General features: G+C 68.1%; 15 protein-coding genes. 6 read left to right on the forward strand and 9 right to left on the reverse strand.

Annotation, left to right across the window (positions count from 1 at the left end; translation table 11 throughout):
- Positions 1 to 111: 111 nt before the first annotated feature.
- Both WS45_RS06435 and WS45_RS06440 read right to left on the reverse strand, forming a co-directional pair.
- A complete protein-coding gene (locus WS45_RS06435; protein ID WP_059534375.1) occupies positions 112 to 279 on the reverse strand; it encodes a DUF1427 family protein in 168 nt (55 codons plus the stop codon).
- A gap of 169 nt (positions 280 to 448) precedes the next feature.
- The gene (locus WS45_RS06440; protein ID WP_059534377.1) at positions 449 to 1135 is read right to left on the reverse strand and encodes a hydrolase; all 687 of its coding nucleotides are present in this window, start codon (positions 1133 to 1135) and stop codon (positions 449 to 451) included.
- 308 nt (positions 1136 to 1443) lie between these two features.
- Here WS45_RS06440 and WS45_RS06445 point away from each other — a divergent pair, with 308 nt between their 5' ends.
- Together WS45_RS06445 and WS45_RS06450 are read left to right on the forward strand one after the other, a co-directional pair.
- Positions 1444 to 1725, forward strand: a complete 282-nt coding sequence (locus WS45_RS06445; protein WP_059698890.1) for a XapX domain-containing protein — start codon at positions 1444 to 1446, stop codon at positions 1723 to 1725.
- Between the two features lie 153 nt (positions 1726 to 1878).
- Positions 1879 to 2787 (forward strand): LysR family transcriptional regulator, encoded by a 909-nt coding sequence (locus tag WS45_RS06450; RefSeq protein ID WP_059698892.1) that lies wholly within the window; start codon positions 1879 to 1881, stop codon positions 2785 to 2787.
- Positions 2788 to 2815: 28 nt separating this feature from the next.
- On the opposite strand, the gene WS45_RS06455 is transcribed toward WS45_RS06450, so the two are convergent.
- Together WS45_RS06455 and WS45_RS06460 are read right to left on the reverse strand one after the other, a co-directional pair.
- A complete protein-coding gene (locus tag WS45_RS06455) occupies positions 2816 to 4279 on the reverse strand; it encodes a mechanosensitive ion channel family protein (protein ID WP_059698894.1) in 1464 nt (487 codons plus the stop codon).
- A gap of 173 nt (positions 4280 to 4452) precedes the next feature.
- A complete protein-coding gene (locus WS45_RS06460) occupies positions 4453 to 6246 on the reverse strand; it encodes an ATP-binding protein (protein ID WP_059698896.1) in 1794 nt (597 codons plus the stop codon).
- Positions 6247 to 6743: 497 nt separating this feature from the next.
- On the opposite strand from WS45_RS06460, the gene WS45_RS06465 reads away from it, so the two are divergent.
- Complete coding sequence (locus WS45_RS06465; RefSeq protein WP_059698898.1) at positions 6744 to 7385, forward strand: HD domain-containing protein; 642 nt, start codon at positions 6744 to 6746, stop codon at positions 7383 to 7385.
- A 29-nt stretch (positions 7386 to 7414) separates the two neighbouring features.
- Here the strand turns inward: WS45_RS06465 and WS45_RS06470 are convergent, their stop codons facing one another.
- Positions 7415 to 7840, reverse strand: a complete 426-nt coding sequence (locus tag WS45_RS06470; RefSeq protein ID WP_059698900.1) for a DUF3331 domain-containing protein — start codon at positions 7838 to 7840, stop codon at positions 7415 to 7417.
- Between the two features lie 557 nt (positions 7841 to 8397).
- Between WS45_RS06470 and WS45_RS06475 the strand changes: the two genes are divergently transcribed.
- A complete protein-coding gene (locus WS45_RS06475; protein ID WP_179949138.1) occupies positions 8398 to 9219 on the forward strand; it encodes an alpha/beta fold hydrolase in 822 nt (273 codons plus the stop codon).
- Between the two features lie 128 nt (positions 9220 to 9347).
- On the opposite strand, the gene WS45_RS06480 is transcribed toward WS45_RS06475, so the two are convergent.
- Entirely contained in the window at positions 9348 to 10928 is a 1581-nt protein-coding gene (locus tag WS45_RS06480) for an MFS transporter (RefSeq protein WP_059698978.1), read from the reverse strand.
- Between the two features lie 44 nt (positions 10929 to 10972).
- Here WS45_RS06480 and WS45_RS06485 point away from each other — a divergent pair, with 44 nt between their 5' ends.
- Both WS45_RS06485 and WS45_RS06490 read left to right on the forward strand, forming a co-directional pair.
- Positions 10973 to 12040, forward strand: coding sequence for an HlyD family secretion protein (locus WS45_RS06485; protein WP_082721859.1), 1068 nt, complete (start codon positions 10973 to 10975; stop codon positions 12038 to 12040).
- Positions 12037 to 13461 (forward strand): efflux transporter outer membrane subunit, encoded by a 1425-nt coding sequence (locus tag WS45_RS06490; protein WP_059698902.1) that lies wholly within the window; start codon positions 12037 to 12039, stop codon positions 13459 to 13461. Before WS45_RS06485 ends, WS45_RS06490 begins: the two co-directional genes overlap by 4 nt.
- A gap of 74 nt (positions 13462 to 13535) precedes the next feature.
- On the opposite strand, the gene WS45_RS06495 is transcribed toward WS45_RS06490, so the two are convergent.
- From WS45_RS06495 to WS45_RS06505, 3 genes are all read right to left on the reverse strand, one after another.
- On the reverse strand, positions 13536 to 14192 hold the full coding sequence (locus WS45_RS06495) for a response regulator transcription factor (protein ID WP_257129939.1): 657 nt from the start codon (positions 14190 to 14192) through the stop codon (positions 13536 to 13538).
- A gap of 118 nt (positions 14193 to 14310) precedes the next feature.
- Positions 14311 to 14682: a response regulator transcription factor gene (locus tag WS45_RS06500; RefSeq protein ID WP_059534390.1), complete on the reverse strand. Its 372-nt coding sequence runs from the start codon at positions 14680 to 14682 to the stop codon at positions 14311 to 14313.
- Between the two features lie 55 nt (positions 14683 to 14737).
- Positions 14738 to 16225 (reverse strand): winged helix-turn-helix domain-containing protein, encoded by a 1488-nt coding sequence (locus tag WS45_RS06505; protein WP_059698904.1) that lies wholly within the window; start codon positions 16223 to 16225, stop codon positions 14738 to 14740.
- Between the last annotated feature and the right edge of the window lie 336 nt (positions 16226 to 16561).

Here is a 16561-nt window from a genome sequence, read left to right on the forward strand (position 1 = left end):
GCGACGGAGGTCGCGACGGGGTTCGTGCGGTCGAGGGTCGTGAATCTTCCGTTATGGAGGATCAGATCCGGTTGGGTCCCGGTTGCGGTCATGTGCATCACCTCGCTTCGATCAGAAGCCAAAGAGCTGTTTGAGGGTGGGGATGGCCTGCACGCCGATCACCATGCCGAGCAACCCGACCAGAGCAATCAGCGGCGGCGCGGGAGAGCGGACCTTGATTGCGCTGTAGATGACACCGATCAGCACGCCCGCACCAAGGGAAACCAGATAAGGTTCCATACGATCAATCTCCCGGACAAGTTGAAATGCAGGCCCTATGTCCTGGCAAACGCCGGGCGGACGGCATCGTGAATCATCACGGTTCGCCGTCCGCGTCGACGTATCGCCGAAGCGGCGCGTCCAGATCGGACACGCCGCTTCGGCAGCGACAGTCGAGGACTGTCCGCGCTTACTTCGCCGGGACGGCCGGGATCGACTCGTGCGGCGTCGCGGTGCGCTGCGCGGCCTTGTGGACCATCGTGTACGCGTAGTCGACGCCCATGCCGTACGCGCCCGAATGCTCCTTCGCGATCGCCATCACGGCGTCGTACGTCTCGCGGTGCGCCCAGTCACGCTGCCATTCGAGCAGCACTTGCTGCCAGGTGACCGGCACGACGCCCGCCTGCACCATCCGCTGCATCGCGAAGTCGTGCGCGGCCTGCGTCGTGCCGCCCGATGCGTCGGCGACCATGTAGATTTCGTAGTCGCCTTCGAGCATCGCGCAGAGCGCGAACGTCGTGTTGCAGACTTCCGTCCACAGGCCCGACACGACCACCTTCTTGCGGCCGTTCGCGGCCAGCGCGTCGCGCACCTTCTGGTCGTCCCACGAGTTCATCGACGTGCGTTCGAGCGTCTTCTGGTTCGGGAACACGTCGAGCAGTTCGGGATAGGTGTGACCCGAGAAGCTGTCGCTTTCGACGGTCGTGATCGTGGTCGGGATGTTGAATACCTTCGCGGCCTTCGCGAGACCGACGACGTTGTTCTTCAGCGTCTGGCGATCGATCGACTGAACGCCGAACGCCATCTGCGGCTGCTGGTCGATGAAGATCAGCTGGCTGTTGTGCGGAGTGAGTACTTCAAGCTTCGGGTTGCTCATGGCGGTGATGTCCTTTGACGCGGAGAAAAATGAGGCTCGCCTCGCCGACGAATCCGCGAGGCGTCCGATGCGCTGTGTCGGGAGGTTCGACAGCCGGCCCGCATCATTCAATACGCAAATTCGCGATCGCGCCAATTAATCGTTCTGATCATCGCGATCCTCGAAATTCAGGCTTAAGAGATCTGAATCTGGTTGAATCGACACGCGACGAACGCACAGACCTGATAGGCTGAACCGAGACTTTCGGATCGACGCCAGATCGGTAGTTATCCAGATTTTTCACCCGGTCGTCACTCCATTCCAATTCCATGAAACCGTACACTGCTTCGCTTTTCGCCGGCATGCTCGCCGGCATCGTCTACGCGCTGATCGGCGTGCAATCGCCGGCGCCGCCGACCGTCGCCCTGATTGGCCTGCTCGGCATTCTGGCCGGCGAACAGATTCTTCCCGTCGCGCGGCGGATGGTCGGCGGAATCCGCCTCGGAACCGCGTGGAGCGACGCGAAGTGCAGCCAGCACATGTTCGGCGCGCTGCCGGGCGCCCACGCGTCCGACGCTGCCGCGAAGCGCCGCGAATCGACACCGACCTGACCGGCATGCGCTGACCGGATGCGGCAACGCGTGTCGGCGCGCACGCTTGCGCGTTCCCGGCATGTCGGGCGATGCCTCGCCCGATCCGTATTGGATTCGGTGCCGCTTGACGCTAACATGACAGCCCGATGCCCTTCCCCCGTGGAATTCGCCATGAAGCTGTCCTTCGAAGCGCTCGAAGCACTGGACGCGATCGACCGCACCGGTACGTTCGCCGAAGCCGCGGAACTGCTGCACCGCGTACCGTCCGCGCTGACTTACCTCGTACAAAAGCTCGAGAGCGACCTCGACGTCGCCTTGTTCGACCGCAGCGGACGCCGGGCGCGGCTCACGCACGCGGGCCGCGTCGTCGTCGAGGAAGGCCGTCGGCTTCTGCATGCCGCCGAGCAGCTCGAACGCAAGGCGCAGCGCGCGCAGCAAGGCTGGGAAACCGAGGTCCGCATCTGCGTCGACGAGATCCTGCCCTTCGAGGCGATGTGGCCGTACGTGCATGCGTTCTACGATCTCGAGATGGACACGCGGCTGCGACTCTCCACCGAAGTGCTCGGCGGCACCTGGGATGCGCTGATTTCGCGCCGCGCCGATCTGGTCGTCGGCGCGTCGGGCGAACCGCCGGAGCTGCCCGACATCGTGACGCGGCCGATCGGCACGCTCAGGCACGTGTTCGCGGTCGCCCCCGACCATCCGCTCGCGGCGCTGCCGGAACCGTTGTCGATGGCGTCGGTCGTCGAGCATCGCGGCGCGGTGATCTCCGATACCTCCCGCGAACTGCAGCCGCGTTCGGTCGCCGTCGATGCCGGGCAACCGTATCTCGCGGTGCCGACGCTCGCCGCGAAACTGGCCGCGCAATGCGAGGGACTCGCGGTGGGCACGCTCCCCGACTGCATCGCGGCACGCGCGATCGCCCAGGGCAGACTCGTCGCGCGCGAGGTGACCGGCATGCGCGACACGACCCATTGCTACATCGCGTGGCGCGGCGACGAAGCCGGACGCGCACTGCACTGGTGGGTCGAGCAACTCGATCGCCCCGACCTCGTCGACCGGTTCACCGCGCTTGCCTGAATCCGCGGCCGCACGCCATGAAACCGCGTCAACCGAACGCATCGTGCAGGCGCTTCATCTCCTTCTCGAGCCACTCGATCAGATTGAACGACGCGTGAGCCTTCGCGGCCGGCGGGATCAGCATCCTTTCCTCGGTCGCGATGTGCTCGGTCAGCGATTCGCACATCAGCCTTCCCAGTTCAGGCTTCCTGGCGATCAGCGGCGACAGGTCGCGGCTGCTCAATTGATAGGCCGTCACGGCGGTCACCGCGTAGACGCTCGCATGAAGCCGCGTGCCGGCGAGCACGACGGACTGGCCGATCGCGTCGCCGGGCGCCATGCGCCTGACTTCGATGTCGCCGGCCGCGCCCGGCACGAACACCGACGCGACGCCGCTGCCGACGATGGTCAGCAGCCGCGCATCGGCATTCGACGCGTAGATCACCTCGCCCTTGTGGAACACGCGTGACGCCAGCGCGTCGGCCAGCACCGCCAGATCCGCGTCGTCGAGCTGCCGGAAGAGTTCGACCGCGCGCAACAGGCGCTGCCCCCGCGAAACCGCGCGATGCTCCGCGACGGTCCCGGCAAGCGGGCGCAACGCGACGTCCGCGGCGGCCAGGTGCCGATGGGTCAGATCGTAGAGGCGGTTGCGGACCTCGATCTTCTTCTGCAACGTGTCGACGTAACAGATGAGCTCGTATTCGATCGAGTTGGTCCTGAACGCCTTGACGACCGAGACCGGCGCGGGGCGCGTCAGCACGTCGAGCGAACTCGCGGCGGCGCGATCGAGCGCATCGACGACCACGGCGGGCCGCACGCCGGGATCGATCTCGATCGTCAGCGTCACGCCGTGCACGCTCGCGGGCTCGCTCAGGTTGACGATCGTCGCCTTGGCCGCCGCGCTGTTCGGCACGACGACCAGATTGCCGAGGCCGTTGATCATCTTGGTCGCGCGCCAGTTGCTTTCGACGATGCGACCTTCGAGCTCGCCGATCGACACCGTGTCGCCGAGGCGAAACGGCTGCGTGGTATTCAGGACGAGGCCCGAGAACACGTCGTTCAGCGTGTTCTGGAGCGCGAGGCCGAGGATGACCGCCACGGCGCCCGACGTCGCGACCACCCCGCTCAGCGGCAACCCGAGGACGTAGCCCAGCGCCGCGACGGCCGCGGCACCGAACACGGCGCCCGCCGCGATGTCATGAAACAGCCGCTGGTTGCGCCACGCACGCGGCAACAGCAGATGATCGAGCAGCAGACTGAACACCAGCGCGCACTGCAGCCACCACGCGACGGCGATCGCCTGGATCGCAAGGCGGTCGAGGCGGTCGGGCGACGACGGCACCGCGAGCGGGCTCACGCCGGTCGAGAACAGCGCATAAGTCAGCGCGGCGAACGACGCGCAGCGCCAGATCGCCTTCGTCGTCGAACGGCCGGCCCCAAGCAGCCGCCAGGCAATCAGGTCGGCAAGAACGATCGGCGCGCCGTAGGCGACCGTGTCGGACAGGTTCGGCATGCTGGAATGGGCTGAGGGCGCGCTTCGCGACGGGCGGGGACCCTGCGCCGGCAGTCAGTGGCGTCGCGACAGCGATGAGCGGACAGTCCCCGCGCATGCAATATAGACGCGCCGGCCGGCCAGGTCCTGTATTCGGTCTGAAATGTTCTGAATGTGCCGTCGGCACACGGGCACTACGCGTCGCGCGGCGACACCTCGGCCTCGCCCGCCTCGAACCCGAGCGCATGCACGGCCGACCATGCGTCGTGCGCGATCTGCGTCGGCCGCGACGTATGGGCGAGCGCGGCCGCATACGCGGCCAGCAGCCGCACGCGCGCGTCGGCGTGCTCCGGTGTGTCGTCGAGATCGCGCATCGCGTCGAGCGCCGTGCGCGCCCGTTCGCGACATTCGTCCACGAGCGACAGGTCGAACAAGCACGGAACCGCGACCGCCGCCAGCGCGATGCCGACCTGCACGTCGCCGTTCGGCGAAAACGCCCAGTCGAGCGCCGCGCGCAGATTGCCGAGCTCGCGCCGGATCACGTCGAGCCGCGATTCGGCGAGCTGCCCGCCATCGTCGATGGGCGCGAGCCTGAACAGCGTGTGGAAGTAGTTCGCATGCGCAAGCGCCGCGGCCGCGCATTCGCCGTTGTTCTCGAGCTGCTGCAGCGCATAGGCGCGCGTCGTCGTCAGCAGCCGGTAGCGCGGCGTGCCGTGCGCGCCCTCCAGGCTCAGCAGCGATTTCGACACCAGGCCGGCGATCGTGTCGAGCAGGTCCGCGCCCGCCAGCCCCTTCGTGCCGACGATCTCCCGCACCGCGTCGATCGAGAAGCCGTCCCGGAACACGCCGAGCCAGCGCAACAGCAAACGCTCCGCGTCGCCGAGCAGGCGGTAGCTCCAGTCATACATCGCCTGCAGCGTCTGATGACGCGGCAACGCCGTGCGAAAACCGCCGGTCAGCAACCGGAAATGATCGTCGAGATGCGCGGCGAGCACGTCGATGCCGAGCACGGCCGCGCGGGCCGCGGCCAGTTCGATCGCGAGCGGCAGGCCGTCGAGACGCCGGCAGACCGACGCCATCAGCGTCAGGCTGCGTTCGTCGAGCGGAAAGCGCGGGTCGGCGGCGCGGGCGCGCGCCGAAAACAGCTGCACGGCGCTCGCGTCCACGATCGCGCGTTCGTCCGCGCCCTCGTCGGGCACCTCGAGCGGCAAAACCGGACACAGTCGCTCGCCCTGGATGCGCAGCGCCTCGCGGCTCGTCGCGAGCACGCGAATGCCGGCATCCGCCTCGGTCAGCGCGGTCGCGATCCGCGCCGCGGCGTCCAGCAGATGTTCGCAATTGTCGAGCACCAGCAACATCCGCCGATGCGCGACGCTGGCGAGCACCGCCTCGAGCGTCAGCGATCCCGCCGGCTGCGCGAGCTCGAATGCGCCGGCCAGCGCGTCGGGCACGAACTGCGGGCACGCCACCGTGGCGAGCGACACGAACGCGGCGCCGTCCGGAAAGCTCGCCTCGGCGCGCATGGCCGCTTCCAGCGCAACCCGCGTCTTGCCGATGCCGCCGGCGCCGACCAGCGTCACGACGCGTGCGGTGTCGAGCGCGGCCAGGACCTCGGCGACCGTCTGTTCCCGGCCGATGAGTTCCGTCGGCGCCTGCGCGAGCCGCGACGTCGCGGGACGCACGGGCGCCGCGCGCTCGGCTTGCCCGCCCACCAGCCGGTAGCCGCGCCCCGGCACCGTGACGATCAGGTTCCGGTCGCCGCCCAGCGCCTTGCGCAACGCGGCGACATGCACCTGCAGGTTGTTTTCCTCCACGACCGTGTGCGGCCACACGCGCTGCATGATCTCGTCCTTCGACACCAATGCGCCGTTCGCCCGAATCAGGAGTTCGAGAATTTCGAATGCGCGACTGCCGATTCTCAGCAGTTTGCCGTTCGAGCGAATTTCACGTCTGTCGAGAAAGACGTGAAGCGTTCCAATCCGGATCATGTGAATTCTTAATCGTTTCCATTCGTCGATGCCCTGTCGAAAATGACACCGCTACCGTGCCAATGCTACGGCATTCGCTTCGAACAATGATTCAAATTATCAGAACACAATGCACAAATTTTTTGAATCGATGAAATTCACGAACGCCGCCGACGGGACGGCCTTTGTTCTCGCACCCGCGCAGGATCGCGCATCACGGCGTCCGGCTGCACCGTCGATACGCGAAATAGTGATTTACCGATGAATTCTTTTCGGGCTGCAAAACCCGGTTATTCCGGCTTCGCTTTGGCAACCCGTCGTTTGCCGTGGCGAATCGAATGAATTGCGTTAATGTTCCGGAAAAGATGACTCGCGGCATTTTGGTGAAACCGATTCCCATCCCGCCGATCGGGCGATTTTTCCTTTCAGAATGATTCAGGCCGCGCTCAAGACAATCGGCGGCGCGGCGCGAGACGATGGGCACCGGACAACCACCGTCACGCCGCGAGGAGGCGACCATGGGCCACCGCATCGCCGGCATCCTGATTCCCGACAGCGCGATCGCGCGCGAAGCGGCCGCGATCGCGCGGGCCGGCGAGCCTGAACTCCTGTTCCGGCATGCGATGCGCGTGTTCGCCTTTGCATCGGTCATCGGCACGCGTCGCGGCATCGCCTTCGATTCCGAGCTCCTGTACGTCGCCGCGCTATTCCACGACATCGGACTGGCCGAAGGCCACCGCGACTCGCACCGGCGCTACGAAATCGACGGCGCGAACGTCGCGCGCGGCTTCCTCGACGGATACGGCGTTGCCGCCGAAGACGCAGCCGAGGTATGGCGCGCGATCGCGCTGCACACGTCCTTCGGCCTTCATCCTCACATGACGCCGCTGACCGCATTGCTCGGCGCCGGCATCGAGACGGATCTCTTCGCGCGCCATCTCGACGAGGTGAGCTGCGCCGAACGCAACGAGATCGCGAACGCCTGGCCGCGCGGCCCGTGCTTCAAGGAGCTGTTCCTCGAGGCGCTCGCCGCGGGCACCGCGCATCGCCCCGAGACCGCGTTCGGCAACGTATGCGCCGACGCGCTCGAGCGTTGCGACCCGGACTATCGTCGGACGAATTTCTGCGGCCTGGTGCTCGGGTCGAAATGGGCGGACTGAGCGCGGCCGTCAGGCCGTGCCCGCCGCGGTCATGAACGGGGCAGCCTGACGATGAACCGGTCCAGCTCGGACGCGAGGATCGCCTCCCGATAGTTCGCGGGACGCTTGGCGCCGCGCCATTGCGGTTTGTAGATCGCGTCGCCGGTGCGAATCGTCGTGCCGGTCAGCGCGCAGCGTCCGGCGCTGCGCGACTTGGCGCTGATCCAGCGCTGCTCGTCGTAGCGGCAGCGCGTCGGATCGCTCCACGATATCAACACCGACGAATCGGTCTGCCGCTCGACCGCGACGATCGCGCACCGGCGACGCGCATCGCCGCTCGACGCGGGCGGCGCCTCGTCGCGATGGCGGCGGCGCGCGGCGTCCGCGTCGCGAAGCTGCGACAACGCGTTGCGACTCACTGCGGGCGACGGGTCGAGCAGTGTCATCACGTGTTCCCAGCGATTGAAGGCGTTCATGGCAACGTATCCAGGCAAATGGCGACGGGCCGGACGCATCACACCCGGGCACATCGCGGTCGTCATCCGCCGCCGCGAACTGGCACGATCCGCGACACGATGACCTGACCTTGACGATAGCGGGCCGCCGCTAAAGAGTCTTGATGCCCGGCTTAATTTTTCTGACCGGTGCATTCATGCGTTGCGCGACACGCGCCGCGGCCGCATTCATGACAATTCAGCGCGATTTCAGTACAGGACGCGGGGCCGCGCGATAGGCTCCTGTCCGCATTCGTTCGCTACGTTGCGCGCCCGCGGGCGCGAACGCGAACGCATGCCGGCTGCCGGCGCGATCGCCGCAGGCGGGCAGATCCGACCCAACCAACCAGCGCGGCACCGTTCCACCGCACGTTCAAGGAGTTCCCATGCGTCCCGCAGATATCGACGCCGTTCCCTCGGCGCGTCGCCGAGACATGTTGCTGGCCGGCGCGACCGCCGTTGCCGCCGCCACGCTGCCGGCCGCCGCTGCCGCCGCCGCGCCCAAACACGCCGCTTCCGCCCATCAAGGAGCCCATGCGATGAACACGATCACCACGAAAGACGGTACCCAGATTTACTTCAAGGACTGGGGCAGCGGCCGCCCGGTCGTCTTCTCGCACGGCTGGCCGCTGTGCGCCGATGCGTGGGACGCGCAGATGCTGTTCCTCGTGCAGCACGGCTTCCGCGTGATCGCGCACGACCGGCGCGGTCATGGCCGCTCGAGCCAGCCGTCGCAAGGCAACGACATGGACACGTATGCGGACGATCTGGCGGCGCTGATGAATGCGCTGGACCTGCGCGAAGCCACGCTCGTCGGCCACTCCACCGGCGGCGGCGAAGTCGCGCACTACATCGGGCGCCACGGCACGAAGCGCGTGTCGAAGGCCGTGCTGATCGGCGCGGTGCCGCCGCAGATGGTGAAATCGGCCTCCAATCCGGGCGGCCTGCCGATGGAGGTATTCGACGGCATCCGCAAGAACGTCGCCGAGAACCGTTCGCAGTTCTACAAGGATCTCGCCGTGCCGTTCTTCGGCTACAACCGCCCGAACGCCAAGGCGTCGCAAGGCACGATCGACGCATTCTGGGCGCAGGGCATGATGGGCGGCGTGCATGGCCAGTATCTGTGCGTCAAGGAATTCTCCGAGGTCGACTACACCGAGGACCTGAAGAAGATCGACGTCCCGACGCTGATCCTGCACGGCGACGACGACCAGATCGTGCCGATCGACGATTCGGCGCGGTTGTCCGCGAAGATCGTGAAGCACGCGCAACTGAAGGTGATTCCCGGCGGATCGCACGGGATGTGCGTCGTCAATGCCGACCTGATCAACGCCGAACTGCTCGCGTTCCTGAAGGCGTAAGCGTCGCGGCACGGCGCGCCCGGCCATTGCGCCGGCGCGCTTCAGCAAGATTCAGGATTTTTCAGGCCGGCACCATCTCGTTGCGGCGAGCGCGATCGCCAAGATCGTCGCTGCGTGATGGCGGGTGCTTACGGCGCGCGCGCCGGCCTGAGCAGCATGCCGATCATCACCCCTGCAACCGCGACCGCCATCGCGACCCGGAAATTGTCGGCCAGCGCGAGCGTGGTCGCCTGGACCCGGACCGCCCGGTCGAGCAGCGCATAGGCCGCCTGGTCGCCTGCCGCGAAGGTGGCGCCGTGCGACACGAGCGACGCCGCGCCGGCCCGCAGGCGGTCGAGCGTTTGCGGATCCGACAGCGTGACATGCAGACCGACGAGATTCGAATGGGTAGCTTCCATGATGCGCTGGATCACCGCGATCGACGTCGTGCCGAGCTGCCCGCTCAGCAGGCGCGTCGTCTGCACGACGGCGCCGAACGTCAGCGCGTGCTCGACCGTCACGTGCTTGCCGAAGAAGTAGATGACGGACGTGAGCGCCATCGTCTGCCCGAGCGCCTGGAGCAACTGCGACGGGATGAAGTCGGGTTCGGCCCAGGCGGACGTGAGACGCGCGCCGAGCGCGAACGCAACCGCCACCATCAGGAAGCCGGCCACGATCATCCGGCGCGGATCGACACGCTGCAGCAGCCACGCGACGCACGGCGCGAACAGCAGTTGCGGAATCGCGATCCAGCGCAGCGTATCGCCGATCTGCAGCGGACGCAGTCCGTAGGTGCTCGCGAGAAACACCGACGGGATGAAGCTCGTATTGAGCACGGTGAAGCGCACGAGGCCGACGAGCACGATCAGCCATGCGATGTTGGGCCGCGCGAGGTAGCCGAGATCGATCCCGGCGCGCCGGGACGTGAGCTCGTGAATCAGGAACGCGGCAACCATCAGGATGCCGATACACAGCAGCGCGACGATCAACGGCGACTGGAACCAGAACAGCCGTTCGCCCTGGTCGAGCGCGATGCACAGGCACGTGAATCCGCCGGCGCCGAGCAGCATGCCGCGCGTGTCCATACCGGACGCGAAACGCTTGATCGGCTCGTTCGACAGCGACAGCAGCAGGCAGACGATGAACGGAAGCGTCAGCAGCGCGTTTTGCCAGAACAGCCAGCGCCAGCTCAAATGTTCGCTGTACCAACCTTCGAGCGTCGCGGACAGGTTCAGCGACATCTCGAGGTTCATCGCATACGCGGCGATGCCGAACGGAATGAGCCGCGGCGGCAGCGTGCGGACGACGAAGCCGACGGTCAGCGGCACGAACACGCCGGACGCGAAGCCGGCGAGGCTCTGGAACACGATGAACGTGCCGAAGTTCGTGCACAGCGGCAGCACGCTTTCGACGACGAGAAACACCGACGCGCCCGCCAGCAGCACGCGGCGCGTGCCGAACACGAAGGCCGCCGCGATCGCGAGCGGGCCGACGAACATCTGCGATGCGGTGAACGCCGTGTTGATCCACGCGCCTTCGTCGAACCCGACGCCGAGCGCGCCGCGCACGTCGGCGAGCCCGAGCGACGTGATGCGCGACGTCAGCGTCGCGATGATCGCGCCGAGCAGCACGGACGCGATCGCGGCGATCGAGCGAAACGTCGGTATGTCGGTGGCCGGCGCGGCGGCCGGCCCCGGTGTCGCGCCGCCGGGGGCGAACGTGGTGTTCATCGTCGAGTGGTTTCCACACATGAGGCTCGCGCAAGCATAGCGCGATGCGAAAAAAATCGTCTGTTCGATGGAGTATCCCGACCGTGACCCCGAACCCGCCGGACGCATCGTCCCCGCCCGCCGCGCGCTCACGCACGTGGCCGATCGTCCTGATCGCCGGTTGCGCGCTGCTGCTCGTCGCGCTGCTCGTCTACGAATTCGATGCGCATGAGCGCGGCACCGACGACGCCTACGTGACAGGGCACCTGCACGTGATCTCGCCGCGCGTGGCGGGCACGGTCGAGCGCGTGCTGGTGGACGACAACCGCTTCGTGCACGCGGGCGAGCCGCTCGTCCGGCTCGACCCGCGCGACTTCGACGTGCGCGTCGCGCTGCAGCGGGCGCGCGTCGCGCAAGCACACGCCGACGCGAGCCGTGCGAAGGCGCTGGTCGAGCAAGCCGAGGCGACGCGCGTGTCGGCGCACGCGGACGCCGAGAAGGCCGAACTCGATTACGCACGCGCACGCGAGCTGACCCGCGAAACGCCGCGTGGGTTGTCGCAGCAGGAATTCGATGCCGCCAACGCGGCGCGCACGTCCGCCCGCGCGCGCGTCGCCGCGGCCGACGCGCAGCAGCGCGGCGCGCAGGCCGCGTGGCAGGCCGCCACCGCCGTGTCGAACCAGAACGACGCCGAGCTGCGCGACGCGGAGCTTCAGTTGCAATACACGACGGTCGTCGCGCCGTCGGACGGCTACGTCGGCAAGAAGACCGTCGAGACCGGCGAACACGTCGCGCCCGGCCAGGCGCTGCTGACGCTCGTCGAGCCGCACCCATGGGTGGTCGCGAATTTCCGCGAGACCCAGCTGCGGCACGTGCGCACCGGCGACGTCGTGCAGTTGCGCTTCGACGCGCTGCCGGAGCGGACCTTCAGCGGACACGTCGACAGCCTGTCGCCCGCGACCGGCGGGCAGTTTGCCCTGTTGCCGCCCGACAATGCGACCGGCAACTTCACGAAGGTCACGCAGCGGGTGCCCGTCAAGATCGTGCTCGACGGTCAGGCGTCGAGCGAACCGCGCATCCGGCCAGGCCTGTCGGTCGTCGTCACGCTGCAGCGCGAGCGCACTCGGCCATGATCCGCCTCGCCGCCTTGTTCGCCGCCGGCCTGCTCAGCGCGTGCACGATCGCGCCGCGGCCGATCGCACCCGTGCCGGTCGGATCCGACCGGTTTCGTCACGCGGATGCGGCGCGCGAACCCGCAACGCCGCTCGCCGAATGGCCCGCGTGGTTCGACGCACCGCCGCTCGTCGCGCTCGTCGATGCCGCGCTCGCCGGCAATCCCGACATCCGCGCCGCCGCGGCGCGCGTCGATCAGGCGCAGGCGCTGCTCGGCGTGCGCGAAGCCGCGTTGGCACCCACCGTCGGCGTCGCGCCGTCGTTCAGCCGCGCGCGCGTGTCGGGCACGGTCGACAACGCATTGCCGAAACGCACGATGCACAACTGGTCGGTGCCGTTCAACGCGAGCTACGAAGTCGATCTGTGGGGGCGCCTGCGCGGCGATGCCGAGATCGGCCGGCAGAACGTGCTGCAGGCGGATGCCGATCGCGCGGCGGTGCGCCTGCGCGTCGCGACCGACGTCGCGGCCGACTACCTGACGCTCCATTTCGTCGAACAGGATCTCGCGACGCTCGCGCGCGCGATCGAGCTGCGGCGCACCGCGCTCGACGTGATCGCCGCGCGCGTGCGGGCCGGCGCGGCGAGCGATCTCGACGCGCTGCGCGCATCGGCCGATCTCGATACGGCACGCGCCGATCTCGCGGACAGCAGGCGGCTGCGCGAAAACCTCGTCGACGCGCTCGCCGTGCTGACCGGCGTGTCGCCGACCGCATTCGCCGTCGCACCGACCGCATCGGCCGTTCGCGTACCGGACGTGCCGCCCGGCCTGCCGTCGACCCTGCTCGCGCAACGGCCGGACGTCTACGCGGCCGCGCGCCGTGTCGACGCGGCATCGCTCGACATCGGCGTCGCCCGCACCGCGTGGCTGCCGACGTTGACGCTGACCGCGCAGGGCGGTTTCGCCAGCCGCGATCTCGGCACGTTTCTCGATCGCAACAGTTCGCTGTGGGGACTCGGCGCGAGCGTCGCCGAAACGCTGTTCGACGGCGGCAAGCGCGACGCCGCGGTGGCCGCCGCGACGGCGGGCGCCGACGTCGCCGACGCGAACTATCGCGCGACCGCGCTCGGCGCGCTGCGCGAGGTTCAGGATGCGCTCAACGACATCGCCGCGCAGAAGGAGCGGATCGTGCGCTACGACGGCGCGGCGCGCGCCACCGAGGCGGCGGCGCGGTTGTCGCTGAGCCGTTACGCGCACGGCTACGTCAGCTATCTGGAAGTCATCGACGCGGACCGCGATGCATTGAGCGCGCAGCGCCAGCTGATTCACAGCCGTCAGGCGCTGGCCATCGCGACGGTCGGTCTCGTGCGCGCGCTGGGCGGTGGGTGGACGCCGCCGGCGTCGGCGCCGGCGGGCGACGCGCATCGCGCCGGGCTGTTCTGAAAATGCCTGAACGTGCGTTCCGCCATCGCTGGCGCACGCCGATGCCGTCGCGTCGAACGCCCCGACGCGCCCGCTCAGTCGCCCGCGCCGGCCGGACGCACGCCGAGCGCCTCGGCCTGGCGCACGAGATCCGGCAGCGTGCGGACCTGCATCTTCTTCATCACCTGCGCACGATGCACCTTCACCGTGATTTCCTGCAGTCCGAGATTCGACGCGATCTGCTTGTTCATCAGGCCCGCGATCACCTGGCTCATGACTTCGCGTTCGCGCGGCGTCAACGACGCATAGGCCTGCCGCACCGCATCCAGCGCGCGCTCGCGCGCGAGGCGTTCGCCGTCGCGGGCCAGCGCGCGGCCGACGGCATCGAGCATCGTCTCGTCGTCGAACGGCTTCGTCAGGAAATCGAGCGCGCCGCCCTTCATGGCCTTTACGGTGGTGGGTACGTCGCCGTAACCCGTCATGAACAGGATCGGCACGTTCAGGCCCGCGCGCACCGCTTCCTCCTGAACGGCGAGCCCGCTCTCGTCGGCAAGGCGCACGTCGAGGATCAGGCAGCTCGGCACGTCGGGCCGCTCGAAGGCGAGGAACGCGCGCGACGTCGCGAACGTCTCGACGCGAAATCCCGCCGAGCGCAACAGCGCGCTCAGTGCGCGCCGCAGCGTGTCGTCGTCGTCGACCACATAGACGATGGGCGCGGGATCGCCCGCGCCCTGGTTGCGGTTCGAAGTCATATCCGGCGTGCTCGCCATCGCATTCCCTGTGTAGTCATCCGCTTCATTATCGAATGATAAACCGAGAAAAATCCGGGCGGCTACGCCTGAACGCGCGACGTGGCGGCCGGTGGGCCGCTCACGCGGGCGGTGCGCCGGATGCGACCTGATCGATCAGGTTGAGCATGTCGTCAGACGGAAACGGCTTGCGCAGGAACGCGACCGCGCCTTGCGCGAGCGCACGGCGGACCGACTCGTCGTCGCCGTGCGCCGACATCAGGATGACCGGAAGCGCCGCGTTGCGCTGTGCCAGCAGGCGCTGGACGTCGAGACCGCCCATCCCTTTCATCTTCAGGTCGAGCAGCACGCACGCCGCGTCGTCCAGCGGGCCGGCCGCGAGGAATTCCTCGCCCGACGCGAACGGCAATGCGGTATGGCCCGCCGATTTCAGCAGGCTGGCAAGACTCTTTCGGACCGACGCATCGTCATCGATGATGCAAACAAGGGCCATGAAATAAGAACCGGAAAATTGTGTCTATCGAGAACATCGCCGTGCGCCCCGGAGGTCACGCCCACGCCCCGGCAAGCAGCATGGGTTGCGCCGACGCGTCGGCCGGCGCGGGGTGCGGCGTGTCCGCGATCGTGTCGGCCGCGAACGACGCGCACCGCGCATGGAGGCGCCCGGCCTCGCCCGACTCCGCCAGTTTCTCGAGCGCATACGCACGCACGACCTCGAGCAGCGAGTAACGCTTCGACAGCCCGACGGAATGGACGACCAGAAGCGATTTCGATGCAAGGCCGACGAGCGCGTCGAGCACCTCCTCCGCACCCAGTTCGTCGCAGGCGGCGAGCGCGCAGGCCGCGTCGAGCCGGAACGCATCCGGAAACACCGCGAGACGGCACAGCACCGTGCGCTCCATGTCGTCGAGCAACCGATAACTCCACTCGATGGTGGCCCTGAGGGTCTGCTGCCGCGGGTGGGCCGTGCGCAGGCCGCCGGACAGCGACAGCACGGACTTGTCGAGATCCGCCGCCAGACCCTGGATGCCGAGCGACGCGACACGGGCCGCCCCGAGCTCGAGCGCGAGCGGCAGGCCGCTCAGGCGGCGGCAGATGGTCGCGATCGCGTCGAGGGTCTTCGCATCGCACGGAAGGTCCGTCCCCATCGCACGCGCGCGCGCCAGGAACATCCGGACCGCGCCGCTCGCGACGATATCGCCGGCGTTCGCGCCGGCCGGCGGCACCGACAGCGGACCGACGCGATAGACCCGCTCGCCCGCGACACGCAACGGCTCCCGGCTCGTCACGACGAGTATCGCGCCAGGATTCGCGTCCGCGATCGCCTCGCTCAGATCCGCCAGATCGTCGACGTACGGCTCGGCATTGTCGAATACCAGCACGACGCGCTGCTCGCCGATCGCCCGCACGACATCGGCTGGCCCCGCGGTGGCGCCGCCCGGCAGGTCGAGCGCGCCCAGCACCGCGGATGCCGGCGTCGCGCCGGCCTGCAGGCCGGCCAGATCGACCCGGGCCATCTCGATCCCGCGCGCCACCGACCAGGCCGTCGCGACCTCCAGCGCCAGATGCGTCTTGCCGACGCCGCCGGGGCCGACCAGCGTGACGAGCGCCTCGCGCTCGAGCAGCTCGTGCAGCTCGGCCGCTTCCGTCTCACGACCAATCATCGGACATTTGCGCGGCGCGGCGCTCGTGCGGGCCGCGCCCGCCGATTCGAACGCGATCGGCCGACGATCGTCATGCGTCCGGTCGGCCGGCGGCGCGAGCCGGTAGCCGCGCCCCGATTCGGTCCGGATCCACCCGTGCTTGCCGCCGAACAGCTTGCGCAGCGTCGAGATGTGGACCTGGATGTTGTTCTCGACCACGATCGTGTGCGGCCACACGGCCTGCATGATCTCGTCCTTCGACACGAGCCGGCCGGCCGCCTTCACCAGCAGCTCGAGGATCTCGAATGCCCGGGCGCCGATATACCGGGGCTGCCCGTCGACGCAGACCTCGCGGCATTCAAGGGAAACCGTCACCTGCCCGAACGTGTACATGATCCGCACTCGCTTATGCTGCGTGGCACCTTGCGCCGCCTCGCGAGACGACGCGCTTCTGGGTTGCCCGTCCGGCCGTGCCAAGGCAGGCCGGAAGGCTCGACCGTATCGTAGGTCGCAACCGGCGCCGCGAACATTATCCATAGGTTTAGTCCGGCATGGGCCGGTCGCCGGGGCGCAGGGGGCCTGCAAAATCCGCCGGGCTGTCGGACAATGCACGGGTCGCCGCCCGGACGCGCGCGACCGAGCCCGGCCGATCCCGCATCGCGAGCCGTTTCCGACCTGCTCCACCCAGCCTGCCCCAACCGTGAATCAGCCCTTGCGTGACCCGGACGA

It is taken from the genome of Burkholderia sp. RF2-non_BP3 (assembly GCF_001522185.1).
In the GTDB taxonomy this organism is placed as follows: domain Bacteria; phylum Pseudomonadota; class Gammaproteobacteria; order Burkholderiales; family Burkholderiaceae; genus Burkholderia; species Burkholderia diffusa.

What these genes read in the sequence shown, in the direction of transcription:
- WS45_RS06490 (WP_059698902.1), top strand. Translation starts at nt 12,037, where the DNA reads ATGATCCGCCTCGCCGCCTTGTTCGCCGCCGGCCTGCTCAGCGCGTGC.
- WS45_RS06465 (WP_059698898.1), top strand. Translation starts at nt 6,744, where the DNA reads ATGGGCCACCGCATCGCCGGCATCCTGATTCCCGACAGCGCGATCGCG.
- WS45_RS06500 (WP_059534390.1), bottom strand. Translation starts at nt 14,682, where the DNA reads ATGGCCCTTGTTTGCATCATCGATGACGATGCGTCGGTCCGAAAGAGT.
- WS45_RS06475 (WP_179949138.1), top strand. Translation starts at nt 8,398, where the DNA reads ATGAACACGATCACCACGAAAGACGGTACCCAGATTTACTTCAAGGAC.
- WS45_RS06435 (WP_059534375.1), bottom strand. Translation starts at nt 279, where the DNA reads ATGGAACCTTATCTGGTTTCCCTTGGTGCGGGCGTGCTGATCGGTGTC.
- WS45_RS06450 (WP_059698892.1), top strand. Translation starts at nt 1,879, where the DNA reads ATGAAGCTGTCCTTCGAAGCGCTCGAAGCACTGGACGCGATCGACCGC.
- WS45_RS06460 (WP_059698896.1), bottom strand. Translation starts at nt 6,246, where the DNA reads ATGATCCGGATTGGAACGCTTCACGTCTTTCTCGACAGACGTGAAATT.
- WS45_RS06505 (WP_059698904.1), bottom strand. Translation starts at nt 16,225, where the DNA reads ATGTACACGTTCGGGCAGGTGACGGTTTCCCTTGAATGCCGCGAGGTC.
- WS45_RS06495 (WP_257129939.1), bottom strand. Translation starts at nt 14,192, where the DNA reads ATGACTTCGAACCGCAACCAGGGCGCGGGCGATCCCGCGCCCATCGTC.
- WS45_RS06440 (WP_059534377.1), bottom strand. Translation starts at nt 1,135, where the DNA reads ATGAGCAACCCGAAGCTTGAAGTACTCACTCCGCACAACAGCCAGCTG.
- WS45_RS06485 (WP_082721859.1), top strand. Translation starts at nt 10,973, where the DNA reads ATGCGAAAAAAATCGTCTGTTCGATGGAGTATCCCGACCGTGACCCCG.
- WS45_RS06455 (WP_059698894.1), bottom strand. Translation starts at nt 4,279, where the DNA reads ATGCCGAACCTGTCCGACACGGTCGCCTACGGCGCGCCGATCGTTCTT.
- WS45_RS06445 (WP_059698890.1), top strand. Translation starts at nt 1,444, where the DNA reads ATGAAACCGTACACTGCTTCGCTTTTCGCCGGCATGCTCGCCGGCATC.
- WS45_RS06480 (WP_059698978.1), bottom strand. Translation starts at nt 10,928, where the DNA reads ATGAACACCACGTTCGCCCCCGGCGGCGCGACACCGGGGCCGGCCGCC.
- WS45_RS06470 (WP_059698900.1), bottom strand. Translation starts at nt 7,840, where the DNA reads ATGAACGCCTTCAATCGCTGGGAACACGTGATGACACTGCTCGACCCG.